This is a genomic window from Streptomyces sp. NPDC050636, assembly GCF_040654775.1.
Taxonomy (GTDB): domain Bacteria; phylum Actinomycetota; class Actinomycetes; order Streptomycetales; family Streptomycetaceae; genus Streptomyces.
The window spans coordinates 44,275-68,734 of sequence record NZ_JBFAIP010000035.1 but is presented as its reverse complement, the minus strand read 5'-3'; the positions used below and the strand labels follow the sequence as shown (position 1 = coordinate 68,734).

The 24,460-nt window shown below is 71.5% G+C and carries 17 protein-coding genes and 3 pseudogenes; 3 read left to right on the top strand and 17 right to left on the bottom strand.

Annotation, left to right across the window (positions count from 1 at the left end):
* Nucleotides 1-133: 133 nt before the first annotated feature.
* Complete coding sequence (gene tmk / locus AB0I10_RS23935; RefSeq protein WP_363154616.1) at nt 134-3,427, bottom strand: dTMP kinase; 3,294 nt, start codon at nt 3,425-3,427, stop codon at nt 134-136.
* A gap of 231 nt (nt 3,428-3,658) precedes the next feature.
* On the bottom strand, nt 3,659-6,514 hold the full coding sequence (gene topA / locus AB0I10_RS23930; RefSeq protein WP_363154615.1) for a type I DNA topoisomerase: 2,856 nt from the start codon (nt 6,512-6,514) through the stop codon (nt 3,659-3,661).
* Nucleotides 6,515-7,043: 529 nt separating this feature from the next.
* Between topA and AB0I10_RS23925 the strand changes: the two genes are divergently transcribed.
* Nucleotides 7,044-7,610 carry a hypothetical protein gene (locus AB0I10_RS23925; RefSeq protein WP_363154614.1) on the top strand — a complete coding sequence of 189 codons (567 nt, stop codon included), beginning with the start codon at nt 7,044-7,046 and terminating at the stop codon, nt 7,608-7,610.
* A 47-nt stretch (nt 7,611-7,657) separates the two neighbouring features.
* Nucleotides 7,658-8,080 carry a DUF2752 domain-containing protein gene (locus tag AB0I10_RS23920; RefSeq protein ID WP_363154612.1) on the top strand — a complete coding sequence of 141 codons (423 nt, stop codon included), beginning with the start codon at nt 7,658-7,660 and terminating at the stop codon, nt 8,078-8,080.
* A 22-nt stretch (nt 8,081-8,102) separates the two neighbouring features.
* On the opposite strand, the gene AB0I10_RS23915 is transcribed toward AB0I10_RS23920, so the two are convergent.
* The 7 genes and pseudogenes from AB0I10_RS23915 to bldG form a co-directional block, all read right to left on the bottom strand.
* Nucleotides 8,103-8,507, bottom strand: coding sequence for a hypothetical protein (locus AB0I10_RS23915; RefSeq protein ID WP_363154611.1), 405 nt, complete (start codon nt 8,505-8,507; stop codon nt 8,103-8,105).
* A gap of 241 nt (nt 8,508-8,748) precedes the next feature.
* Complete coding sequence (locus tag AB0I10_RS23910) at nt 8,749-8,946, bottom strand: hypothetical protein (RefSeq protein WP_363154610.1); 198 nt, start codon at nt 8,944-8,946, stop codon at nt 8,749-8,751.
* An 86-nt stretch (nt 8,947-9,032) separates the two neighbouring features.
* Nucleotides 9,033-10,583, bottom strand: a complete 1,551-nt coding sequence (locus AB0I10_RS23905) for a methyltransferase (RefSeq protein WP_363154608.1) — start codon at nt 10,581-10,583, stop codon at nt 9,033-9,035.
* A 138-nt stretch (nt 10,584-10,721) separates the two neighbouring features.
* Complete coding sequence (locus tag AB0I10_RS23900) at nt 10,722-11,300, bottom strand: small secreted protein (RefSeq protein ID WP_363154606.1); 579 nt, start codon at nt 11,298-11,300, stop codon at nt 10,722-10,724.
* Nucleotides 11,301-11,518: 218 nt separating this feature from the next.
* On the bottom strand, nt 11,519-13,933 hold the full coding sequence (locus tag AB0I10_RS23895) for a sodium-translocating pyrophosphatase (RefSeq protein ID WP_363154605.1): 2,415 nt from the start codon (nt 13,931-13,933) through the stop codon (nt 11,519-11,521).
* Nucleotides 13,934-14,785: 852 nt separating this feature from the next.
* Entirely contained in the window at nt 14,786-15,217 is a 432-nt protein-coding gene (locus AB0I10_RS23890) for an ATP-binding protein (protein WP_363154603.1), read from the bottom strand.
* Nucleotides 15,218-15,324: 107 nt separating this feature from the next.
* Nucleotides 15,325-15,666: pseudogene (gene bldG, locus AB0I10_RS23885) on the bottom strand (anti-sigma factor antagonist BldG).
* Nucleotides 15,667-15,772: 106 nt separating this feature from the next.
* On the opposite strand from bldG, the gene AB0I10_RS23880 reads away from it, so the two are divergent.
* Nucleotides 15,773-18,187, top strand: a complete 2,415-nt coding sequence (locus AB0I10_RS23880) for a DEAD/DEAH box helicase (RefSeq protein ID WP_363154601.1) — start codon at nt 15,773-15,775, stop codon at nt 18,185-18,187.
* A 204-nt stretch (nt 18,188-18,391) separates the two neighbouring features.
* On the opposite strand, the pseudogene AB0I10_RS23875 reads toward AB0I10_RS23880, so the two are convergent.
* From AB0I10_RS23875 to AB0I10_RS23840, 8 genes and pseudogenes are all read right to left on the bottom strand, one after another.
* A pseudogene (locus AB0I10_RS23875) lies at nt 18,392-18,625 on the bottom strand (Rv3654c family TadE-like protein); the annotation flags it as partial.
* 13 nt (nt 18,626-18,638) lie between these two features.
* Nucleotides 18,639-19,040, bottom strand: coding sequence for a TadE family type IV pilus minor pilin (locus AB0I10_RS23870; RefSeq protein ID WP_363154599.1), 402 nt, complete (start codon nt 19,038-19,040; stop codon nt 18,639-18,641).
* A complete protein-coding gene (locus tag AB0I10_RS23865) occupies nt 19,027-19,215 on the bottom strand; it encodes a DUF4244 domain-containing protein (protein WP_363154598.1) in 189 nt (62 codons plus the stop codon). Before AB0I10_RS23865 ends, AB0I10_RS23870 begins: the two co-directional genes overlap by 14 nt.
* A gap of 33 nt (nt 19,216-19,248) precedes the next feature.
* A complete protein-coding gene (locus AB0I10_RS23860; RefSeq protein WP_363154597.1) occupies nt 19,249-20,079 on the bottom strand; it encodes a type II secretion system F family protein in 831 nt (276 codons plus the stop codon).
* The gene (locus AB0I10_RS23855) at nt 20,063-20,998 is read right to left on the bottom strand and encodes a type II secretion system F family protein (RefSeq protein WP_363154595.1); all 936 of its coding nucleotides are present in this window, start codon (nt 20,996-20,998) and stop codon (nt 20,063-20,065) included. The genes AB0I10_RS23860 and AB0I10_RS23855 overlap by 17 nt, the downstream gene beginning before the upstream one ends.
* Entirely contained in the window at nt 20,995-22,155 is a 1,161-nt protein-coding gene (locus tag AB0I10_RS23850; RefSeq protein WP_363154594.1) for a TadA family conjugal transfer-associated ATPase, read from the bottom strand. Before AB0I10_RS23850 ends, AB0I10_RS23855 begins: the two co-directional genes overlap by 4 nt.
* Nucleotides 22,152-22,781, bottom strand: a pseudogene (gene ssd, locus AB0I10_RS23845) (septum site-determining protein Ssd); the annotation flags it as partial. The gene AB0I10_RS23850 and the pseudogene ssd, both read right to left, overlap by 4 nt.
* A 113-nt stretch (nt 22,782-22,894) precedes the next feature.
* Nucleotides 22,895-24,442, bottom strand: coding sequence for a hypothetical protein (locus AB0I10_RS23840; protein WP_363154593.1), 1,548 nt, complete (start codon nt 24,440-24,442; stop codon nt 22,895-22,897).
* Nucleotides 24,443-24,460 lie beyond the last annotated feature (18 nt).

Below are 24,460 nucleotides of genomic sequence, written 5' to 3'. Positions count from 1 at the left end.
CGCGTGCGCCTCATCCAGGATGAACGTCTTGCCGGACAACGCCAGCAGACGCAGCGCGTTGTGCCGCACCGGCAGCACCGCCATCAGCGCCTGGTTGAACGGCTGCGCGGCGCTGAAGAGACGCCCAACGGCCCTAGCCGCGCCGCCCCCGGTCTCTCCGGCGGCCGTCCTCGCCGTCCGCCCCGTTGTCCGTGTCCTCGTCCGAACGCGGGCCCAGGAGCTCGTCGGCGAGCGTCGGCAGATCGTCCAGCGGGGTCTCCTCCGCCCATTCCGGGCGGGGGCGGCTGCGCTGCGGCGTCTCCACGGGGCGGCCCGTCTCCGGGTCGATCTGCGGGAGTTCGCGGGTCCGCTCGGCGCCCGACTCGGCGGCGCCGGACTGCTGCCGCGCCGCTGCGTCGTTCGGGTTGTCCGGGCCGCTCGGGCCGTTCGGGTCATCCGCACGGAACATCCACGGCGGCACCCGGTCGGCGGGGTGGCCACCGTCCCGTACCGGAGGCAGGACGGTGGTCTCGTCCGCGTCCGGGCCGGCGAAGCGGGCGTCCCGTACGGGCAGCACCGCCGTCTCGTCCGCGGCACCCGGCGCACCCTGCGCCCCCGGCCGCGGCAGCGACGCCGTCAGCTCACCGTCCGAACGGGAGGCCCCGGAACCGGAACCGCCCGCGGAGGCGGAAGAGCCAGAGGGATCAGAGGCACCAGAAGGACCAGAAGGACCAGAAGGCGACGGTCCCTCCTCCCCCGCCCGCTTCCGCAGATCCGCGACCGGCGTCTCCTTCGTCGGCGCATCGGCCGCCTCAGCAGCCGCAGCCGCCTCAGCGGCCGCCTTGGCCTCCGCCGCGGCCGCTGCTTCGGCCGCCGCCACCCGGGCCTGTTCGGCGCGGAGCAGCGCCGCCTCGGCCTTGCGCTGCTTCTCCAGGCGGCGTTCCTCGGCCTCGGCGCGCAACCGCGCCTCCTCTTCGGCCTGCTTGCGCAGCCGCTCCTGTTCGGCCTGGCGGGCCCGCTCCTCGGCCTCGCGGCGCTGACGCTCCGCCTCCGCCTCCTGGCGGGCCTCCTCGGCGCGCTGCCGGGCCTCCTCCGCCTGGCGGGCGGCCTCCTGGGCCTTGGCCTCCTCGATCTCGCGGCGCTTGCGCTCCTCTTCCTCGGCACGCAGCTTGGCCAGCTGCGCCTGCCGCTCGCGCTCCTGCCGCTCTTCCTCCGCCTTGCGCGCCGCCTCTTCCTCGGCCCGGCGGCGGGCCTCTTCCTCCGCCGCCTTACGGGCCTCGGCCTGCGCCTTGACCTCGGACTCGGACAGCGGCAGGACCTGGTCGAGGCGGTGCCGTACGACCGTGGTGACGGCCTCCGGCTCCTGCCCGGCGTCCACGACCAGATAGCGCGCCGGGTCGGCGGCGGCCAGGGCCAGGAAGCCGGCCCGTACCCGCTCGTGGAATTCGGCGGGCTCGGACTCCATCCGGTCGGGTGCCTCGGTGAAGCGTTCCCGCGCGGTCTCCGGCGAGACGTCCAGCAGCACCGTCAGATGTGGGACGAGTCCGTCGGTGGCCCAGCGCGAGATCCGGGCGATCTCCGTGGGCGCGAGGTTGCGTCCGGCGCCCTGGTAGGCGACGGAGGAGTCGATGTAGCGGTCGGTGATCACGATCGCGCCGCGCTCCAGGGCGGGCCGGATGACACTGCCGACGTGCTCGGCGCGGTCGGCGGCGAACATCAGCGCCTCCGCCCGGTCCGAGAGCCCGGACGTCGAGACGTCCAGGATGATCGAGCGCAGCCGCTTGCCGATGCTGGTGGCGCCCGGCTCACGGGTCACCACGACCTCGTGCCCCTTGCTGCGGATCCACTCCGCGAGCGCCTCGACCTGGGTGGACTTCCCGGCGCCGTCGCCGCCCTCCAGGGCGATGAAGAAGCCGGTGGCGGCGGGCGCCTGGTCCGGGTCGCCGCCGCGCAGCGCCTCGCGCAGATCGTGCCGCAGCGTGACGCCCTGCCGGTCGTCGACCTTGCCCAGCACCCATGCGGCGACCGGCAGCAGCAGCGCGCCGACCAGCATCAGGGTGAAGGCGGCGCCGCCGTGCGCGAACTCGAAGGTGTCGTTGCCGACGCGGTGCGGGCCGATGACCGCGGCCAGCACCGGCGCGACGAGGGCGGCCAGCCCGACCACGATCCGTACGACGGCGTGCAGATGCTCGGTCGTACGGGCGGTACGGAATTCCTCGGTCTCCTGCTCCAGCAGCACATGGCCGGTATTGGCCGCGACACCGGCGCTGACGCCCGCGAGCAGCGCCAGCAGCAGCACCGTCGTCGGGTCCGGCACCAGGCCCATGGCCAGCAGCGTGAGGCCGGTGACGGCGACCGCCAGGGCCAGCAGCCGGCGCCGGGAGAGCGCGGGCAGCACCTTGCGGGCGCCGCGGATGCCGGCGACCGTGCCGCCGGTCAGCGCGAGCACCAGGAGCGCGAAGGTGGCCGGTCCGCCGGAGAGGTCGGGGGCGTGCAGGACGGCGAGCGAGACGGCTGCGGAGATCGCGGCGGCGGTCGCCGCGCAGGCGAGCACCAGCAGCGGGATCGCGCCCGTACGCCCCTTGTCGACGCCGTTCGCGGACTTCGGCCGGCGCAGGCCCTCCAGAGGGGAGCGCGGCCGCGGCATCTGCGCACCGGGAAGCTCGATGAAGTAGAGGATCGATACGGAGGCGGCGAACAGGCCGGCGGAGACGTACGAGCCGAGCGCGGCCTGGTGCGCTTGGAACCAGTCGATGCCGGCGCCCAGCAGCTTGCCGACGAGCGTGATGAGCACCAGGGCGGCGGCCGCGATCGGCAGCGAGACGAAAGTGGTGCGCAGGGAGAGGCGCCGCAGCGCGTCCATGTTGTCCGGCAGCGGCCGTACGGCTGCGCCCTCAGGGGGCGGCGCGGGCAGCAGGGCGGGCGCCGCGCTCTCCCGTGCGACGGTCCAGAAGCGCTCGGCGACGCCGACGACGAAGACCGTGACCAGCAGCCAGGCCAGCGCGTCGGCCGGCGTCCAGTCGATCCAGAGGGGGGCGATGACCAGCAGCGCCAGCCGCACCCCGTCCGCGCCGATCATCGTCCAGCGTCGGTCCAGCGGCCCGGAGGGCGCGGTCAGCGCGGACAGCGGGCCCAGCAGGACGGCGCCGAAGAGCAGCGTCGCCAGCAGCCGGGCCGCGAAGACCACGGCGACCGCGAGGGCCGCGCCCCGATAGCCGCCGCCGAAGGCGGCCTCGCCGCCCGCCGGTACGTACAGCGCCGCCTGGAGGGCGAGGAGTACCAGGACAAGCATGGACAGGGCATCGCCGATGGCCCCGACGAATTGGGCGCTCCACAGTCGCTTCAACGGGGGGAAGCGCAGCAGGGCCCGCACAGCGCGCTCGCGGGAATCCGCGGCAAGGGCGCCTGAAGTGGGGGTCACGACCGTTGGCTGCTCGGCACGCGTCATCCCGCCAGCCTATCGGGAGGCCGTTCGCTATCGGACGCCCGGCCGAACAAACAGGCGGGCCCGACGGACCGCAGTCCGCCTTGCCCGCCCTTGTCCCGCTTACCGCCCGCCGCCGACCGGGGTCAGCGGCGGTTGTCAGCGGCCGATGTGAGCGACCGCTGTGAGCGGCCGCTGTCAGCAGTGACTCGTCTTCGCCCGACTAACAGCGTCCGCTCGGTCCGCTCAGTCCGCTCAGTCCTCCGCCGACGCCGCCGTCTTCTTCGCCGCCGCCTTCTTGGCAGTGGTCTTCTTGGCCGTCGTCTTCTTGGCCGCGGTGGTCTTCTTCGCCGCGGTCTTCTTAGCGGCCGTCGTCGTGGCGGCCGTCTTCTTCGCCGCCGTCTTCTTCGCCGGCGCCTTCTTGGCCGCCTTCTTGGCGGTCTTCTTCGCCGGCCCCTTGGCGCGCTTCTCCGCCAGCAGCTCATAGCCGCGCTCGGCGGTGATCGTCTCGACGTCGTCGTCCCGCCGCAGCGTCGCGTTGGTCTCGCCATCGGTGACGTACGCGCCGAACCGGCCGTCCTTCACCACCACCGGCTTGCCGCTCACCGGGTCGGTGCCCAGCTCCTTGAGCGGCGGCTTGGCGGCGGCCCGGCCGCGCTGCTTGGGCTGCGCGTAGATCGCCAGCGCCTCGTCGAGGGTGATGCTGAAGAGCTGCTCCTCGTTCTCCAGGGAGCGCGAGTCGGTGCCCTTCTTGAGGTACGGGCCGTAGCGGCCGTTCTGCGCGGTGATCTCCACGCCCTCGGCGTCCTTGCCGACGACCCGCGGCAGCGACATCAGCTTCAGCGCGTCCTCAAGGGTCACCGTGTCCAGGGACATCGACTTGAAGAGCGAGGCGGTGCGCGGCTTGACCGCGTTCTTGCCGGTCTTCGGGGTGCCCTCGGGCAGGATCTCGGTGACGTACGGGCCGTAGCGGCCGTCCTTCGCCACGATCTGGTTGCCGCTCACCGGGTCCATGCCCAGCTCGAAGTCGCCACTCGGCTTGGCCAGCAGCTCCTCGGCGTACTCCACGGTCAGCTCGTCGGGCGCGAGATCGTCGGCGACATCGGCACGCTGATGGCCCTCGGCGTCCTTCTCCCCGCGCTCGACGTACGGGCCGTAGCGGCCGACCCGGAGCGTGATGTCGTCGCCGACGGGGAAGGACGAGATCTCTCGGGCGTCGATCGCGCCCAGGTCCTCGACCAGCTCCTTCAGCCCGCCGAGGTGGTCGCCGTCGCCGTTGCCGGCCTCCGCCGCGCCGCCCTCGCCATGGCCCTCGCCGTAATAGAAGCGCCGCAGCCACGGCACGGACTGCGCCTCACCGCGCGCGATGCGGTCGAGGTCGTCCTCCATCTTGGCGGTGAAGCTGTAGTCCACCAGCCGGCCGAAGTGCTTCTCCAGCAGGTTGACCACGGCGAAGGAGAGGAACGACGGGACGAGCGCGGTGCCCTTCTTGAAGACATAGCCGCGGTCGAGGATCGTGCCGATGATCGACGCATACGTCGACGGACGGCCGATCTCGCGCTCTTCCAGCTCCTTGACCAGCGTGGCCTCGGTGTAACGGGCGGGCGGCTTGGTGGCGTGCCCGTCGGCGGTGATCTCCTGCGCGGACAGCGCATCGCCCTCGGCGACCTGCGGCAGCCGCCGCTCGCGGTCGTCCAGCTCGGCGTTCGGGTCGTCCGCGCCCTCCACATAGGCCTTCATGAAGCCGTGGAAGGTGATCGTCTTGCCGGACGCGCTGAACTCGGCGTCCCGCCCGTCGGCGGCCCGGCCACCGATCTTGACCGTGACGGAGTTACCCGTCGCGTCCTTCATCTGGGAAGCGACGGTCCGCTTCCAGATCAGCTCGTAGAGCCTGAACTGGTCGCCGGTCAGTCCGGTCTCCGCCGGGGTGCGGAAGCGGTCGCCGGAGGGACGGATCGCCTCGTGCGCCTCCTGGGCGTTCTTGACCTTGCCGGCGTACGTACGCGGCTTGTCCGGCAGATAGCTGGCGCCGTAGAGCTGGGTCACCTGCCGCCGGGCCGCGGCGACCGCGGTGTCCGAGAGCGTGGTGGAGTCCGTACGCATATAGGTGATGAAGCCGTTCTCGTACAGCTTCTGTGCCACCTGCATGGTGGCCTTGGCACCGAAGCCGAGCTTGCGGCTGGCCTCCTGCTGGAGGGTGGTCGTACGGAACGGGGCGTACGGGGAGCGGCGGTACGGCTTGGACTCGACGGACCGTACCGCGAAGTCGGTGCTCTCCAGGGCGGCGGCCAGCGCGCGGGCGTTGGCCTCGTCCAGGTGCAGGACGTCGGAGTTCTTCAGCTGCCCGTTGGGGCCGAAGTCGCGGCCCTGCGCGACCCGGCGGCCGTCGACGGTGGTCAGGCGGGCGGCAAGGGTCGACGGGTCGCTGGCGTCGCCGGCGCGTCCCGTGGAGAACGTGCCGGTCAGGTCCCAGTACTCGGCGGAGCGGAAGGCGATGCGCTCGCGCTCCCGCTCGACGACGAGACGGGTCGCGACGGACTGCACCCGGCCGGCCGACAGCCGCGGCATGACCTTCTTCCACAGCACCGGCGAGACCTCGTAGCCATAGAGGCGGTCGAGGATGCGGCGGGTCTCCTGGGCGTCGACCAGCTTCTGGTTCAGGTCGCGCGGGTTGGCGACGGCCTCGCGGATCGCGTCCTTGGTGATCTCGTGGAAGACCATCCGGTGGACCGGGACCTTGGGCTTGAGGATCTCCTGGAGGTGCCAGGCGATGGCCTCGCCCTCGCGGTCCTCATCGGTGGCGAGGAAGAGTTCGTCGGACTCGGCCAGCAGCTCCTTGAGCTTCTTGACCTGGTCCTTCTTGTCGCTGTTGACCACATAGATCGGCTGGAAGTCGGCGTCGACGTTCACGCCGAGACGGGCCCAGGGCTCGCCCTTGTACTTCGCCGGGACCTCTGCCGCGCCATTGGGAAGGTCGCGGATGTGCCCGACGCTGGCCTCGACCACATAGCCAGGGCCGAGATAGCCCTTGATCGTCTTCGCCTTGGCAGGCGACTCGACGATGACGAGTCGGCGGCCGCCGCCCTCTGTGGCTTCGCTGGTCGGGGACAACTTCGCTCTTCTCTCCGGTCGACGCTTGTGATGCTCCCGGGCCGGACGCTCGGGGCGTTCTGCGGTGACGCTTGACGCTGCGGAGTGTGACGGTACATCCCGCCCCCGTGTCAAACGGAAAAACCCCGCAACGCCACTCGAACGGTAACCCGACTACATGCCTTCATGCCGCCCCGCACCGCACTCGACGCCCGCTACGGCCCCCTGACGATCTTCAGCGGCCCCGCCGCCGCCCCTGCTTTCCGGCCGCTTTCCCGTCCAGCGGGCCCGCGCGCTCCGTTGGCCCGGCCGCGTCGGCGATCTCTCACAGTGACGGTCGCCACGGCTGACGGCGCGGCCTCCTGAGGCTTGTTCCCGCGCCGCTTCTTGCGCCGCTTTCTTGCACCCCTTCTTGCATCGCTCCTTGCATCGCTCCTTGCATCGCTTTCTTGATGTGAGCACGGAAGGCGGCTGGCAGGATGGACGCGGCACGGCTCACCGCTTCGAGCCGGAAACTGCCGTCACCACGCACTCGGGGGGTCAGATCACCATGGCGAACCAGTACCCCGGACCGCCGCAGGAAGAGCCCGGCCAGAATCCGTACACCAAGCCGCAGGGTGGTCAGCCGGTGGAGCCCGGTTACGGCTATCCGCAGGGCGGGCAGCCCGGTGACCCCGGGTACGGCTATCCGCAGGCCACCCCCGGCATGCCGCCGACCACTCCGCCGCCCGTCCCCGCTCCCCAGGGGCCGCCGCCCGCGCCGGCCGGCGGCGGGATGCAGCTGCTGTCGCTCGGCGATATCTCGGTGTCCGGCGACACGATCATGACTCCGGGCGGTCCGATGCCGCTCAAGGGCGCGGCGTGGACGGCGACGGACATGTCGCGGACGGAGGTGTCGACCCCTCCATACGCGATCGTGCTCGCCATCATCTTCTTCTTCGCCTGTCTGCTCGGGCTGCTCTTCCTCTTGATGAAGGAGCGCAAGACGACCGGATTCGTGCAGGTCACGGTGAACAGCGGCGGCCGGCACCACGCCACGATGATCCCGGTGCAGTCTCCCGAGCAGGTCATGTTCGTGCTCAACCAGGTCAACTACGCCAGGTCGCTGAGCGTGTGAACCCGTCCGATCCGATGAACCCGTCCGAGGCCGTGAATTCCGAGGCCATGAATACCGTAGAGCCCATAGGGCCCACCGCCGCGTCGATCCGGAAGCGCACCGTCCTGCGGGCGACCGCCGCGCTCGGCGCCGGCGCGGCGGGCGCCGTCTACCTCTGGCACACCAACCCGCACCAGCCCGGGCAGGTCCTGCTCCCGTGCCCCTTGAAATGGGCGACCGGAGTGCTGTGCCCGCTGTGCGGCGGCACCCGGATGGCGTACGACCTGCTGCACGCCGATGTCGTGGCGGCGTTCCACGACAACATGGTGCTGCTGGCACTGGGCGTGCCGGCCGTGGTCTACGTCGTGGCGCGCTGGCTGACCGCGGGGCTGAAGGGGCGCTATTTCCGGCCGCGGCTGACCGCCCGCGGCAATGCCGTGGCACTCGGCATCGCCGCGGTGTGGATGATCGGCCGCAATCTCGTCGGCTGACGGGGGGGGCAGGGCCGCGGGGTCAGCGGACGGTGACGGTGACCACCGGCGAGACCGTCCTGTCCGCGGCGACGCGGAGCTCGTTGACGCCCTTGATGCCGAGCTTCACGCGCACCCCGTACGCACCGCTGGTGTTGACCGGAGCCGACGCGGGCAGGGAGACCCACTTGGCGCCCTGCTTCTGCTGGACGTTGACCTTGCTGCCCGCCTTGATGCCCTTGGCTACGCCGGCTATCCGGAACTCCTGCCAGGCGTTCACCGTGGTCGCGCTGGCCTTGGCGGTGAGCGACGCCGCCGCCGGCGCGGTGGCCACGACGGGGGTCGGCGAATGCAGGTGCGTAGGCGCGGCGAAGGCGGCCGCCCCACCTCCGGCGAGCAGGGCTACGGCGACCACACCGACGGTGGCGTAACGGAGTGCACGGTTCATATCGGTCCTCACTGATGAGCCTGTTGTGGGCCTGTTGACGGCCGTCATGGCCTTCACTGAGGAACACGGGTGACACAAGGGGAAAGTTCCTTCGAACCGGGACGCACCGGCCACCTGTCGCAGAACTGGCGAAAAGCGAATGCGGCTTCCCCTTATGGCAGTTGGGAAGCGGGCCGACACGCGGACGCGAACCTGGCCGAAACCGTACGGTCCGCGGCACGGCTACCGGTCCGCGGCACCACTACAGCGAGACCAGCAGCCAGCATCCCGCGGCCAGGAACACCACCCCGAACAGCAGCGCCGCCACCGCTCCGACCGGCCGGCTGACACCATCGGCGACCGGCGCGCCGGTCCGTACGGCGATACCCGTCCACATCAGCAGTCCGGCGCCGAACAGGGCGAAGGCCGCGCCGGCAAAGGCTTCGGGTCCACTCTCCATACGGGCAGCGTGGCACCCCTGGACTGCTCCCGGGCGAACACCGGATGAACGGCGTCCGCTTTCCCTCTCCCCCGCTTTCCCCCGCCTCAGCTCCCCTGGGCCACCGGCACCAGGAACCCCTGCTCGATCAACATCCGGATCGATTCCGGCGTACGGTCCCGCAGCCGGACCGGGTCCTCGCCGACAAGTTGGGCGATGGCGTCCAGAATCCGCCCGGCCGGCAGCGAGCCGTCGCACACCCCGGCAAAGCCCGCACCGACCGTGTCCACCTTCGTGGCCCGCCGCATCCCGCGGTTCTGACGCAGCACCACATGCTCCGGGTCCTCCGCGCCGGGCAGCCCGACCTGCTCCTGCACCACCTCGCCCGCCAGCCGGAAGTGCCCGGCCAGCAGCGCCGCGTCGTCCGTCGCCCGCAGATAGTCCTGGCGGTCGAAGTGCCGTACGACGCAGTCCCCCAGCGGCTGTTCGACCGGGTGGGGCCATTCCTCGACCGTGATGGACGGGGTGTCGGAGCCGGACTTGCGCAGTGCGATCCAGCCGAAGCCGACGGCCTTGGTCTTGCGCGCCTCGAATTCGTCGAGCCAGGCGTCGTACCGCGCGGCGTACGCCTCATCGCCGGCGCGGTGGTCGCCGGCATCGCGCAGCCACAGCTCGGCGTACTGCGTGACGTCCTGCACCTCGCGCTGCACGATCCAGGCGTCGCAGCCGCGCGGCACCCACGAGCGCAGCCGGTCGGTCCACTCCTCGCCCTCCACATGCTGCCAATTGGCCAGCAGCTGGCAGTAGCCGCCGTCGTTGAGATGCGCGGCGGCCTGCTGGACCAGCGTCCGGCACAGGTCGTCGCCGCCCATCCCGCCGTCCCGATAGGTCAGGCGTGCCCCTTCGGGACGGAGGGGCGAGATCACGAACGGCGGGTTGGACACGATCAGGTCGAACGTCTCCTCCCTGACCGGCTCGAACAGCGAGCCCTCCCGCAGATCCGCCGGTCGTGCCCCGGAGAGCGCCAGCGTCAGCGCGGCGATCCGCAGCGCCCGGGGGTTGAGGTCGGTGGCCGTCACCTGGGTGGCGTGCTGAGCGGCGTGCAGCGCCTGGATGCCGGATCCGGTACCGAGATCGAGCGCCTTGCCGACGGGCCGGCGGGCAGTGAACCCGGCAAGGGTCGTGGACGCGCCGCCCACACCGAGCACCAGCTGCGCACGGTCCGCTTCCCCGACACCCCGGATGCCGCCCGCGCCGCCGACCGCACAGCCCAGGTCGGAGACGATCCACCAGTCCTGGCCCTCGGGGCCGCCGTACGGCCGGACGTCCACACTGGCGCGTACGTCGTCGCCCTCCTGCACCAGCCAGCCGTCGGTGAGGCAGTCCGCCACCGGCAGCGCGGCCTGGGCCCGCCGCAGCGCCACGGGACGCTGCAACAGAAACAGCCGCACCAGGGTCTCCAGGGGGCTGTCGCCGCGCGTCGCCCGCAGCGCGGGCACGGTCTCGCTGCGGGCCAGCGCGGCATAGGCAGGCGCGCCGAGCAGGTCCAGCAGCCCGTCGGCGGTGAAGGCGGCGGCCAGCAGCGCTTCGCGCAGCCGGGCGGTGCGGGCGTTGCTCTCGGGGTCCCGGGCATCTGCGGTGGGGAGGTGCGTACTCACGCTCCCCATTGTCGGGGCAACCACTGACAATCGGCGACGGCCCGGCGCCGCGCCCTTTCCCGGGCGCGTCGCCGGGCCGTGTGCCGGGCGCCGGAATCCGCCCGCGGCGGTTCCGGAGCGTTCTCGCTACGACCTCCGCTACGACTTCTTGGGGGACGGCGCCGGAGACCCCGCCCCGCCCTGGGCCTGACAGCCCTTCTGCGCGGCCATGGCCTTGCCGACGTCGCCGGACTCCAGGTTCTTGAAGGCCGCCTCGCTCTGCTTGTTGAGCTTGTTGATGCCGTTGGAGAGATCCCGCAGGCCGTCCGCGAACTTCAGCTTGTCCTTGGTGTCCAGCCCCTCGACCTGCTTCTTGAGGTCTGCGTATCCCTTGGAGAGCGAGTTGAGCTCCTTGACCGCCTCCTTCTGGGCGGCCTCGCCGCCTTCGCTCGGCGGTGCGCCCGCCGTGTCCAGGGACTTGGCCAGCGAGGCGTAGGCGTTGGAAATCTTCTGGAAGGCAGCCGAGTCGGTCTGCTGGACCTTCTTGGAGTCCGTACTGCCGTCATCTGCCGTCTGCATGGCGGCGTTGGCGTCCTGGATCTGCTTGAACTGAGACTGCGCAGGGTCGCAGAACTTCTTCGCCCAGTCGTTGAGTTCTTTGTTGTCGTCGCTGCAGCCGGTCAGCGCGAGCAGGAGTGCCGCACCGCCGGACAGTGCAGCCACTAGCTTCTTGTTCACCGGATTGGTCCCTTCCATGGCTCTCGGCCCCGGAACATACACGTCCAAAGGGCCTGGTCCATGAGTCGGGCATCCCGGCCGCCCCTCATTGCAGCCATTTGCACCAAGGAGCGCAGGGCCACCCGAGCACACCGAGGGCGGGCGCCCGGCACGCACAAAAAGCGCCGGACACCCGCCCGTTGACCTGCTCGGGGGGCCTTTCGCGGAACCCGTCCCGGCTAGGACGCCACCGCCGTCTCCGCCGACTTCGCGGTGTTTTCCGAGTGCTCCCGGGTTTCGGAGTTGTCTTCGTCACCCACGGCGATACCGCGCCTCTTGGAGACGTACACCGCACCGACGATGACGCCGATCGCGAGCACCGAGACCGCGATCCGCACACCGAGGTTCTTGTCGTCGCCGTAGGAGAACTTGACCACGGCGGGCGCGATCAGCAGGGCCACCAGGTTCATGACCTTCAGCAACGGGTTGATCGCCGGGCCCGCGGTGTCCTTGAACGGGTCGCCGACGGTGTCGCCGATGACCGTCGCGGCATGCGCCTCACTGCCCTTGCCGCCGTGATGCCCGTCCTCGACGAGCTTCTTGGCGTTGTCCCACGCACCACCGGAGTTGGCGAGGAAGACCGCCATCAGCGTGCCGGTGCCGATCGCGCCCGCCAGGAACGAGCCGAGCGCCCCTACGCCGAACGTGAAGCCGACCGCGATCGGGGTGAGCACCGCCAGCAGACCCGGGGTCGCCAGCTCGCGCAGCGCGTCCTTGGTGCAGATGTCGACGACGCGGCCGTACTCCGGCTTCTCGGTGTAGTCCATGATCCCGGGGTGCTCGCGGAACTGCCGGCGCACCTCGAAGACCACCGCACCGGCCGACCGCGACACCGCGTTGATCGCCAGCCCGGAGAACAGGAAGACGACCGAGGCGCCGAGGACCAGCCCGACCAGGTTGTTGGGCTGCGAGATGTCCAGGCTCAGCCCCAGCCCGCTCGCCGCGTCACCCACCTCCCGTACGGCGGTGGCGATCGCGTCCCGGTACGAACCGAAGAGCGCGGCCGCCGCCAGCACCGCCGTCGCGATGGCGATGCCCTTGGTGATGGCCTTGGTGGTGTTGCCGACCGCGTCCAGGTCGGTGAGGACCTGCGCGCCGTCGCCCGTGACGTCGCCGGACATCTCGGCGATGCCCTGCGCGTTGTCGGAGACCGGCCCGAAGGTGTCCATCGCCACGATCACGCCGACGGTGGTCAGCAGGCCGGTACCGGCCAGCGCCACCGCGAACAGCGCCAGCATGATGGAGGCGCCGCCCAGCAGGAACGCCCCGTAGACGGCCAGTCCGATCAGCACCGCCGAGTAGACCGCCGACTCCAGGCCGATCGAGATCCCGGACAGGATCACGGTGGCCGGCCCGGTCAGCGAGGTCTTCCCGATGTCCCGTACGGGCCGCCGGGTGGTCTCGGTGAAGTAGCCGGTCAGCTGCTGGATCAGCGCGGCGAGCACGATGCCGATGGTGACCGCCACCAGCGCCAGCATCCGGGGGTCGCCGCTCCGGCCGAGGATCTCCGGGTCGGTGACGCCGGCCAGGTCCTTGTAGCTGGACGGCAGGTAGGTGAACACCGCGACGGCCACCAGGACCAGCGAGATCGCCGCGGAGATGAAGAAGCCGCGGTTGATGGCCGTCATACCGCTGCGGTCGCTGCGCCGTGGTGCGACGACGAAGATGCCGATCATCGCAGTGACCACGCCGATCGCCGGGACCAGCAGCGGGAAGGCGAGTCCGGCGTCGCCGAAGGCTGCCATGCCCAGGATGAGCGCGGCGACCAGCGTCACGGCGTACGACTCGAAGAGGTCGGCCGCCATGCCGGCGCAGTCGCCGACGTTGTCGCCCACGTTGTCCGCGATGGTGGCGGCGTTGCGCGGGTCGTCCTCGGGGATGCCCTGCTCGACCTTGCCGACGAGGTCGGCGCCGACGTCCGCGGCCTTGGTGAAGATGCCGCCGCCGACCCTCATGAACATCGCGATCAGCGCGGCGCCCAGACCGAATCCCTCCAGCACCTTGGGCGCGTCGACCGCGTACACGAGCACCACGCAGGAGGCGCCGAGCAGCCCGAGCCCCACGGTGAACATGCCGACGACGCCACCGGTACGGAAAGCGATCTTCATGGCCTTGTGCGAGACGGCCGTAAGATCCTTTTCCCTGGCATCGCCCTCGGCGGGAGTTGCTTCCCTGGCGGCCGCCGCCACGCGCACATTGGCGCGCACCGCGAGCCACATGCCGATATAGCCCGTGGCCGCCGAGAATCCGGCGCCGATCAAGAAGAAGGCGCTGCGTCCCGCGCGCTGCGTCCAATCGTCCGCGGGCAGCAGCATGAGCAGGAAGAACACCACGACGGCGAATACGCCGAGGGTCCGCAACTGCCGTGTCAGATAGGCATTCGCGCCTTCCTGCACCGCGGCCGCGATCTTCTTCATGCTGTCGGTTCCCTCGCCGGCCGCCAGTACTTGGCGCACCAGCACAGCCGCGACGGCCAGTGCCGCCAAGGCAACGACGGCGATCACCAGCACCAGGCCGCGATTGCCGGTTGTCAGCGACGGTCCGGCCAGAAAAGAGGGGGTGTCAAGCAACTGAGGGGTGTAAGGCCCCGCCATTCGTCCTCCTTGACGTTTGGCACATGGGCGCGCGGAAGCACGCTCAGGCGTCCTGAGCAAGATGTGGACGGATTCTAGGGAGCCGCTCTAGATCAAAACAGTGCGCAACAAAGGGAATTCGCCGGTAGCCGCGAAGATCAAAAGGAAGGCGGCCACGGAATTCGCCCGGACGAAGGAATGCAACGAATTCGCTGACCGCTGCCCGATGATCTCTCTGTCGTACTGATCGCGCCCTGATCTCCGCTGCTCAATGACGCCGCGCGGCGCCCTGAGCCGGTAGGGATTGACGTGGCGACAGGGGCCGCTGAGCCCTTCTGCAACCGCCGAACGGGCACCTCGCCACGCGGTGCCCGCTCCGGAGAATCGGCTGATGAACCATCAGATCGAGTCCGGATCGCAACGCATGGGGCTGACGCGGAAGGGGCGACAGGGGAACGCTACGGGCCGTCAGCAGTGGCCCCGCGCAACGCTGCCGCCCGCTCGTACCGCAGGAGGACGACCCCTTCGCCATCGCCGGAACGCGTCCTGGTCCCTGCGGACCCGGGTGATGGTCATGCAGGGGCGGCGTCGGCGCCTTTCGCCGTGATGTCGTAGTGGGTGACGCCGCTGTCGTCGCGGATCTCGCCGAGGGAGATCTTCCGTACGCCTCGGCGCGTCTGGCGGCATCGGCGGCCCGTCCGCGTCCTCGACGACGTCACTGATCAGCAGTCGTCTTCCTCAGCGCGCGGATCATCGGAGCTCTTCAGGACGGCGGCCGTCGTGGACCGCATCACTCAGCGCGTCATCGCTACAGCAGCTGGTGGCTGCGGACGAAGACCGGCTCATCATCGTCCCCCTGGCGCACCGCAGGCGCTACGGAACGACCGCAGCGGGGGCCGTGGGCCAGCTCATCCGGATCACTCCGCCGTTCTCGCCGGCGGTCACCTCGACATCGTCGACCAGACCGCTGATGACGGCGAGACCCATCTCGTCCTCACCCTCGGCGTCGCCGCTCTCCGCGGCTTCGAGGCCGGTGCCTTCCGCGCCGGCACCGCCGGGCACTCCGTCGCCCACCTCGATCGAGAACTTCTTCTCGTCCTCGATCAGCAGCACCCGCACCGGGGCCGCGATGGCATTGCTGGCGTGCAGCCCGACCGCGCGGCTGCAGGCCTCACCGACGGCGAGACGCACCTCGTCCAGCACCGCCTCGTCCACCCCGGCGCGCCGTGCCACGGCAGCAGCGACCAGACGCGCGGTCCGAACGTGCTCGGGAAGCGCGCTGAAGCGAAGTTCGACGGTGGCCATGCCATCCCCCTCGATTTGCGGACGTGCAACGCGGGGGGCCGGACGGCTACGTCCGGGACCCCCCACTACTTCCTCCCCACGCCGGGAGCGCGGGCACCATGAAACCGTCAGTCAGTCGCGGCGACGGCTTCGTCGACCGAGGTGTGAATCGGGAACACCTTGGTCAGACCGGTGATACGGAAGATCTTGAGAATGCGCTCCTGGTTGCAGACCAGGCGCAGCGAGCCCTCATGGGCACGCACCCGCTTGAGTCCGCCGACCAGCACGCCGAGCCCAGTGGAGTCGAGGAAGTCGACACGTTCCATGTCCACCACGAGGTGGTAGCTTCCGTCGTTCACAAGCTCGACCAGCTGCTCCCGCAGCTTGGGCGCGGTGTATACATCAATCTAGCCACCGACCTCGACGACCGTACGGTCGCCAACGGTCCGGGTCGACAGGGACAGGTCCACGGATCCTCCAGCACCTTGCTATCGAGCGGTCGCCCCCCTGGGGCCTCCCCACCGTAGGTAGGGGCGGATCGGCAGCCGCGATGGCATTCAATCACTTACAAGCAGCATGCACGACGCCTTGCCGGCATTGTCCGTCACTCCGGTGACACACTCGGTGCCGATGGCCTCCAATCGACTCCCGCCGGATGCGGGCGCCAGCCCGTCCCCAGGCATGATTCTCGACCGTCTCGCCCGGGGCGCGACCCGCGCTGCGCGCATCACTCATACGGAGCACTTGCCCCCGCGGATCGGCAGCCATGCCGACTGGCCCGAACAGATCCGGCCGGAAGTGATCGATGCCATCCGTTCGGCCGGAATCGATCGCCCCTGGGCCCACCAGGCACGGACATCCGAACACGCGCTGCGCGGCGAGTCGGTCGTCGTCGCCACCGGCACCGCCTCGGGCAAGTCGCTGGCGTATCTCGCGCCGGTCCTCTCCACACTCCTGGACGGCTCCGAGGCGCCCAATGGCCGGGGGGCCACGGCCCTGTATCTGGCCCCCACCAAGGCCCTGGCAGCCGATCAGCGGCGCGCCGTACGCGAGCTGGCCGACCCGCTCGGCACGGCTGTCCGGCCGGCGGTCTACGACGGTGACACCCCCGTCGAGGAACGCGAATGGGTCCGCCAGTACGCCAACTACGTCCTGACCAACCCCGACATGCTGCACCGCGGCATCCTCCCGGGGCACGCCCGCTGGTCCTCCTTCCTGCGCGCGCTGCGGTATGTCGTGATCGACGAGTGCCACTCCTATCGCGGGGTGTTCGGCTCCCACGTCGCGCAGGTCATCCGCCGGCTGCGCCGCGTCTGCGCCCGCTACGGCTCCGAGCCGTCGTTTCTGCTCGCCTCCGCCACCGCCGCGGAACCCGCACAGGCGGCCACCCGGCTCACCGGTCTGCCCGTGGTGGAAATCACGGAGGACACGTCGCCCCGGGGCGAGTTGGTTTTCGCGCTGTGGGAACCGCCGCTCACCGAACTGCACGGCGAGCAGGGCGCCCCGGTCCGCCGCACCGCCACCGCCGAGACCGCGGACCTCCTCACCGACCTCGTCGTCCAGAGCGTCCGCAGCGTCGCCTTCGTACGGTCCCGGCGCGGCGCCGAACTGATCGCCCTGATCGCTCAGGAGCGGCTCGCGGAGGTGGACCGCTCGCTGCCCTCGCGGGTCGCCGCGTACCGCGGTGGCTATCTGCCCGAGGAACGCCGAGCGCTGGAACGCGCCCTGCACAGCGGCGGTCTCCTCGGCCTGGCCGCCACCACCGCGCTCGAACTGGGCGTGGACGTCTCCGGCCTCGACGCCGTACTCATCGCCGGCTATCCCGGCACCCGGGCGTCGCTGTGGCAGCAGGCCGGCCGGGCGGGACGCGCCGGGCAGGGCGCCCTCGCCGTGCTCGTGGCCCGCGACGACCCGCTGGACACCTATCTCGTGCACCACCCCGAGGCACTCTTCGACCAGCCCGTCGAGTCCACCGTCCTGGACCCCGACAACCCCTACGTCCTCGCCCCGCACCTCTGCGCGGCGGCCTCCGAACTCCCGCTCACCGAAGCCGACTTCCCGCTCTTCGGCCCCGCGACCGCCGGGCTGCTGCCGCAGCTGGAGTCCGCGGGTCTGCTGCGCCGGCGCGCCACCGCCTGGCACTGGACACGCCGCGAACGGGCCGCCGACCTCACCGACATCCGCGGCCAGGGCGGCTCTCCGGTGCAGATCGTCGAAGAAGGCACCGGTCGGCTGCTGGGCACCGTGGACGCCGGCGCCGCGCACACCACCGTCCACGACGGCGCCGTCCATCTCCACCAGGGCCGTACATATCTCGTCCGGCACCTGGACCTGGAGGACGATGTCGCCCTGGTCGAGGAGGCCAACCCGCCTTATTCCACGACCGCGCGCGACACCACCGCCATCTCCATCCTCGAAACCGACACCGAGGTCCCCTGGGGCGACGCCCGTCTGTGCTTCGGCTCCGTCGAGGTCACCAATCAGGTCGTCTCCTTTCTGCGCCGCAAGCTGATCTCCGGCGAGGTGCTGGGCGAGACCAAGCTGGACCTGCCGCCGCGGACGCTGCGCACCCGCGCGGTGTGGTGGACCGTCACCGAGGACCAGCTCGACGCCGCCCGCGTGCATCCCCAGCAGCTGGGCGGCGCGCTGCACGCCGCCGAACACGCCTCCATCGGCATGCTGCCGCTCTTCGCCACCTGCGACCGGTGGGACATCGGCGGCGTCTCCGTCCCCCTCCACCCGGACACCCTGCTGCCGACCGTGTTCGTCTACGACGGCCACCCCGGCGGCGCGGGCTTCGCCGAGCGCGCCTTCCACACGGCCGCCGAGTGGCTGACCGCCACCCGCCAGGCCATCGCCTCCTGCGAGTGCGACGCCGGCTGCCCGTCCTGCATCCAGTCCCCCAAATGCGGCAATGGGAACGACCCGCTCCACAAACGGGGCGCGATCCGCCTTCTGGGAGAGCTGCTGCGCGGGGTGCCGGGGGCGTAGCGGGCCGGGGCCGGGGTTCCGCGAGCGGCGGGACGTCCGCACGGCCGCCGTAGCGCCGCGCGCCCGCATGACCGCCGTCCTGGTGCCGGCAGGCCGGATCGCCGCCGTCTCGGCTCCGTCCCGCCGCCCCCGTACGGCCGCGGGTGGCCCGGCCCGTGCCCGTACCCGGGACGTGAACGGTCGGCGGCCGGCCTCGGCCGATACATCGGCGACCGCCCCCGTCAGGGAGCAACGCACCAGGCGGGTGTGCTGGGCGGCCGCCACCCGCCGCGCCGCCGCGCAGGCCCTCGCCGGGCCCTGGAAGGCGCGATCCGCGGCGGCCAGCGCCGCCAGGTCCGCGGCGCCGCCCGCCTGGTGCCGCGCCGTGACGGCCTGGCCGACGCCGATCAGCGCCACGAACACCGCGCACAGCGCCGCCGCCGCGAAGACCGTCCACACCGTCGCCGAACCCTCATCGCCCCACCGTCTCCTCCGCAAGAGCCACCGCCTCCCCACCGACCCGTACCCTCAGCCGGCCCACACCCGGCAACTCGGCCGCGACCCGTACGCGCACCAGATCGCCCTCCCGCGCCAGCACCACCCGCGCGCCTTGCGGAGCCGCGGCGCGGGCCGCCCGGAGCACCGCCGGTCCCGGCTCCGACCGTGCCGCCGCCCGTGCCCCGGCCCGTGCCGCGTCCGCGCACTCGATCCGGGCGCAGACCGCCATCAGGCCCCAGATGAGCGCCGCCACGACCACCACCAGCACCGGCATCACCACGGCCGCCTCGGCCGTCACAAAGCCCGCGTCACGCACGATCCGCCCGTCGGCGCGGGCACCGGGGCGGCCGGTGCCCGCGCCCTCAGAACGGGACATCGAGCGCCCTCTGGACAATCGACCCGAGCCTTGCCTGGACCGCGTCGCTGGTCAGGACCTTGAAGAGCACCGCCGCCAGGGCACATGCGGCCAGCGTCCCCACGGCGTATTCCCCCGTGACCATCCCCCGGTCCGGCTGCGCCGTACGCAGCTCCGCCCACCACCGTCGAAACATCGCCAACCCCCTTGAACTCGCCTCACCAACAGATCAGTTACGCCCCAGCAGCCCGCTCGCCAGGCCGACCAGCACCGGCGCCACCCCGAGCGTCAGAAACGCCGGCAGAAAGCACGCGGAAAGCGGCAGGGTGACCAGCACTCCCGCCCGCCGGGCCCGCGCGGCCGCCGCTCTGCCCCACTCGGAACGGAGCTCAGCGGCGATACGCGACGCCGATTCGACGGCCGGCACTCCGGATATCCCGGCGCGCTCCATGCACCGCGCCAGCCCCTCGGCTCCGGGGAGAGCCGCCAACCTCGACCACACAGCGGCCGGTTCGCCGCCCAGGCGCAGTTCCGCCGCCACATGGCGCAGCCGCTCGGCGACGACCCCGTCGAGCGACCGGCCCACCGCCTCGGCCGCCTCCCGCGGCCCGGCTCCCGCCGCGAGACAGGCGGCCAGCAGATCACCGGCCGGCGCCAGTTCCCTACGCACCGCGGCGCGCTCCAACCGCTGTGCCTCCGCCGTCCGTTGCCGCACCAGCCAGCGGTGCGCTCCGAGGCCCGCGACGAGTCCCGCCACGACGCCGGCCACCCCTCCGACGAGAAGGGCCACGAAGCCCGCCGCCCCGAGCGGCCCCGCCCATTCCTTCAGCCCATCGGCCCGACGATCGCCGTCCGTTGCGGTTCGCACCCTGTCGCGCCACCCGGTCGGCGTGATGCGACGTGCCGGCCGGGGCGCGCCCAGAATGGCCGCCACCCGTTTCCGTACGACCCGGCCGCGGTGCGCCTCCCGCACCCATGCGGTCGCGCACAGCGCACCCCATACGACCGGGGCCGCCATCCCCACCCTGTGGACAACTTCCGGGTCAATGCCGAGCCTCACCGCGCCCCTCCCCTCTCACAGCTGCTGATTTCCGTCCGCGCCCGTCCGGGGTCCGCCCCACCGCCGGCATCGCATCGGCGACGATGCGGGCCGTCCAGGCCACCCCGCCCCACTCCAGTAGTCCGCCGATCACCAGGCAGCCCCAGCCGACCGGGGTGTGCAGCAGCACCCGCAGCGGGTCCGCGCCGAGCGCGCTGCCCATCAGGAGCCCACACACCGGCAGCAGTGCGAGCATCAGCGCTGTGGCCCGCGGGCCCGCCAACTCGGCCCGCAGCTGCTCGCGTTGGTCACGCCGGGCACGGAGCCCGGACGCGATCCGCTCCAGCCCGGCGGCCAGCCCGGCGCCGCCCTCCACCGCGACCTGCCAGCAGGCCGCCATGCCGGTCAGCCCGTCGGCGCCCGGCAGCCGCGCCGCCGCACGCAGCGCCCGGGGGACGTCCCCTCCATAGCGCGCTGCCGCCCAAACCGTCGGGCCCGCCGATCCGAGGCCCGGCGCCTCTATGGCGAGCAGGGCCTGCGCCGGCTGCCGCCCGGCGCGCAGCTCGCCCGCCACGCCGACACAGAGGCCGATCACCTCGTCGGTCCGCCGGTCCCGTTCACGCTCCGCCCCGCGCGCCGCCAGCCGGCGGCGGACGATGAACACAGCCGCCACCGAGGCGAGTAGGGGCACCACCGACCTGCCCAACACCCCCACCCCGAGCCCCACCGGCAGACACCAGACCTCCCGCCCGATGCGGCCCCGGCACGCGAGGCGCGCAAGCCGCCGCCCCGCCGTCACCCATGGCGCCCGCCCACCCGCCCCGTCCGCGAGCAACTCCCGAGCCCGCCGCCCCGTGCCGTCCCGCCCACCACCGGCCAGCCAGCCCGCACCCCCCGCGCAGAGCACCGCAACCCACCCCGAGATCAACGCGGCCGTCACCACCGCTCGCCCCCATCCCGCGCACACAACCCCGCCAACCGCCCCCAGCCGCGTGCCTCTTGGAAGCCGTCCGGGCTCCAGATCGCGGCCGGTACGGTCACCACGAAGCCATCGCGGTCCCGCTCCAGGACATGGATCTCGGCGATCCGGCGCCGGCCGTCCCGGTCCCGTACGAGATGCAGGACCACCGAGACGGCGGCGGCCAACTGGCTGTGCAGCGCGGCGCGGTCCAGGCCGGCGGTCGCGCCGAGCGCCTCCAGCCGTGCGGGGACGTCGCAGGCGGCATTGGCATGCACCGTGCCGCAACCCCCCTCATGCCCCGTATTGAGGGCCGCCAGCAGATCCGTGACCTCGGCGCCGCGCACCTCGCCCACAACCAGCCGGTCCGGCCGCATCCGCAGCGCCTGCCGGACGAGGTCCCGCAGCGTGACCCGCCCGACGCCCTCCTGGTTGGCGGGCCGAGCCTCCAGCCGCACCACATGGGGATGGTCCGGGCGCAGCTCCGCCGAGTCCTCGGCCAGCACGATCCGCTCGGCCGGTCCCACCAGCCCCAGCAACGCGCTGAGCAGCGTCGTCTTGCCCGAGCCGGTGCCCCCGGTGATCAGGAACGACAGCCGGGCGGCCAGCAGCGCGGTGAGCAGCCGCTCGCCTCCCGGCGGCACCGTCCCGGCCGCGACCAGCTCCGCGAGGGCAAAGGCCCGGGGCCGCAGCACCCGTAAGGAGAGGCAGGTCCCGGCGACCGCCACCGGGGGCAGCACGGCATGCAGCCGCGTACCGTCCGGCAGCCGGGCGTCCACATACGGCCGGGCGTCGTCGAGCCGCCGCCCGGCCACCGCCGCCAGCCGCTGGGCCAGCCTGCGCACCTGTGCCGCGTCCCGGAACCGCACCTCCGTACGCTCCAGCCCGCCGCCCCGGTCCACCCATACCTCGTCCGGCGCGGTGACGAGAACGTCCGTCACATCGGGCGCGGCCAGCAGCGGCTCCAGGGGCCCGCTGCCGACCATCTCGGACCGCAGCGCGGCCACCACGCCCAGCACCTCGGCGTCCCCGAGGATCCGCCCCTCCTCCCGCAGCGCCACCGCCACCCGCGCCGGCGTCGGCTCCGCCCCGGCCTCGGCCAGCCGCCCGCGCACCACCTCCAGGAGCTCCCGGGTCATGACCGCACACCGCCCCGCGCCTCGTCAGAAGCCGCCCCGCCGCCCCCCGGGACCCGTTCCCAGAACCCCGCACAGAACCGGGCCAGTGGTCCGCGCGCGTTCGCCCCTGGTGGCACACCGCGCGACGACTCCTCCAACAGGCCGTCCTCCCACGGCAGTTCGCCCGCCAGGGGCAGTTCCAGGAGGCGGGCGATCTCCTCCGCCTCCAAGCCGGTACGCGCCCCCGGGACGCCGCGCGCCACCGTCCGCAGATCACGCAGCACCGTTTGGACGCCGGCCGCCACCCGCCGGGCCGCCGCGACCGCCCGCACTTCCCTCGGGACGAGCAGCAGCCCCACATCCACCTGCGCCAGCGCTTCCGCCACCGCTTCGTCGACACGGCGCGGCAGGTCCACGACCACCACCCCGCCGCGGCGGCGCGCCGCCGCCATGACCGCACGCATGGCCGGTGGCGGGACGGCGACCTCGGCGCCGCGGTCCCAGCTCAGCACCCGTAAGGAATGCAGCCGCGGCAGTGACTCCTCCAGGGCGCCGCAGGCCACCCGGCCACGGGATGCACAGAAGTCGGGCCAGCGCAGGCCCTTCTCCTTCTCCCCGCCCAGCGGGACGTCGAGCCCGCCGCCCAGCGAAGCCCGAGAGTTCGCGAATTCTGAAGGTCATCAGCGGCGAACTGGAGGGACGTCACGAGCCTGAGAGGGCTTGGCCCGCGGGGTTCAGGATCGCGACCAGAGCGACCGTCTCAGGGCGATGGAGTGGCCGCTCGGACGTATCGCAGGCACGTCTCAGCTCCGAGGCCGAACATCTTGGCGATCCGAAGAGGGTCCGGCCCGGCGATCGCTTCCTCCAGGAGCCGATCTTGCCGGAGGCTCTCGACCGTCACAGGCAGCCCTCTGAACAGTGACTTCAGCCAGTAACGGCTTACGGACGTATCGCGTTTGGCCGTCTGCTGAGTCCGAAGGAGGTAGGGGTTCGAAGATCCCGGCCATCGCTGGTCCCGGTGACGTCGGTATTCGCGGACAGCCTCAGCCGTGAAGTCGTCCAGGGGCCGGGTTGCGTCCCGATGCCGCAGGCGTCGGGACGCAAGATCGATGTCGCTGTCGCCAAGTGCCCTGATTTCGTGCGGGAAGAGCGCGTGCATGCCGGCCAGGGCGACGACTACCCGCAAGGCCGGATTGGCGGCCGCACCGGCTGCGACTTGCTGCAACCGGTCGGGCGCGAGAGGAGCCGGGGCGTGGAGCTCAATGTGGCCCACCTTGATCCGTCTGGCCGGGTCAACGAAGACGAGGCGACGGGCTTTGAGGACTTTGAACAGGTCACGAATAGCCACGCTCTCCCGCTGGGCCTTCGTGCGGTTGGCCAGCCACTTTGTGATGTCCTTCCGGGTGACCTGTCGCAGGGTCGTATAGCCCAGATCGCGACAGTGAAGTGCGAAGGGGACGAGCAGTCGGATCCGGATTTCGATCGTCTGCCGGGCACGCGGCCGGCGCCTCGGCGTCCCGTGATGAAGGACATCGAAGTAGGCAGCGGCCTCGCTGCGGATCTGGTCGGGCAGCGGGGCAAGGCGAGAAGCGATGAACACGGCGACAGGGTCGGGGGCATCGTCTTCCAGTAATTCGAGGTCGTCGAGAACGTCGATGAGATGCACCGCGGGAGTGTCCACGTGCTCGGCGAGAGCATGGGCGGTGGTCGCCCTGATCTTCTGAAAGGGCTGGTGCAGGCCCGTGAGGATGGCCAGGCCACATCGGATTCTCTTGAGGGTGGCCTGGTTCCAGCCTCGCGCCACCGCGAGTTCTTCCGCACGGTCGATCACGAACCGCGCGTATCGGGGATCGTCGACCACAAAGCTCATCCAGGCGCCACTTTTGAGCTTCGGTGAAGCCCGAAGGCACCTGAAATCCCAAGGAGGCTCAAAGAGTTCGAGCTGGACGCTCCAGGGAGGAACGAGGCTGATCGACCGGCCGGATGACTGCTCGTGCGGCTGCTTGGCCTGCCGGGGGAAACGGAGACTGATCGCGCGGTGCATGTTGGCGAAGGCCAGCTGGTGCCCCGTCCGGGCTGCGGTCGTCAGGTCGAGCTTGGCCTTGTTCTCGGGCCCGGCGGCAAAGGCCGCCTGCTTGTGGCAGGCCCGGCAGGCTTCACGCCTCAGCGGTGCGACCTGGCCACAGGTTCGGCATTCGCCGGCGTTGTACGTGTACTTCCATCGCCGGCAGGCTTCGCAAAGGATCTCGGCGCCTCCCGGGTATAGGTGATGGCCCCATGCCCCGCAGTCCTTGCAGCTGGTCGCCACCGGCGTCCGGTGCCTGAT

Coding starts and splice junctions, on each gene's coding strand:
- tmk (WP_363154616.1), bottom strand. CDS start 3,427: ATGACGCGTGCCGAGCAGCCAACGGTCGTGACCCCCACTTCAGGCGCC.
- AB0I10_RS23925 (WP_363154614.1), top strand. CDS start 7,044: ATGGCGAACCAGTACCCCGGACCGCCGCAGGAAGAGCCCGGCCAGAAT.
- AB0I10_RS23920 (WP_363154612.1), top strand. CDS start 7,658: ATGAATACCGTAGAGCCCATAGGGCCCACCGCCGCGTCGATCCGGAAG.
- AB0I10_RS23915 (WP_363154611.1), bottom strand. CDS start 8,507: ATGAACCGTGCACTCCGTTACGCCACCGTCGGTGTGGTCGCCGTAGCC.
- AB0I10_RS23910 (WP_363154610.1), bottom strand. CDS start 8,946: ATGGAGAGTGGACCCGAAGCCTTTGCCGGCGCGGCCTTCGCCCTGTTC.
- AB0I10_RS23895 (WP_363154605.1), bottom strand. CDS start 13,933: ATGGCGGGGCCTTACACCCCTCAGTTGCTTGACACCCCCTCTTTTCTG.
- AB0I10_RS23890 (WP_363154603.1), bottom strand. CDS start 15,217: ATGGCCACCGTCGAACTTCGCTTCAGCGCGCTTCCCGAGCACGTTCGG.
- AB0I10_RS23880 (WP_363154601.1), top strand. CDS start 15,773: ATGCACGACGCCTTGCCGGCATTGTCCGTCACTCCGGTGACACACTCG.
- AB0I10_RS23870 (WP_363154599.1), bottom strand. CDS start 19,040: ATGTCCCGTTCTGAGGGCGCGGGCACCGGCCGCCCCGGTGCCCGCGCC.
- AB0I10_RS23865 (WP_363154598.1), bottom strand. CDS start 19,215: ATGTTTCGACGGTGGTGGGCGGAGCTGCGTACGGCGCAGCCGGACCGG.
- AB0I10_RS23850 (WP_363154594.1), bottom strand. CDS start 22,155: ATGACCCGGGAGCTCCTGGAGGTGGTGCGCGGGCGGCTGGCCGAGGCC.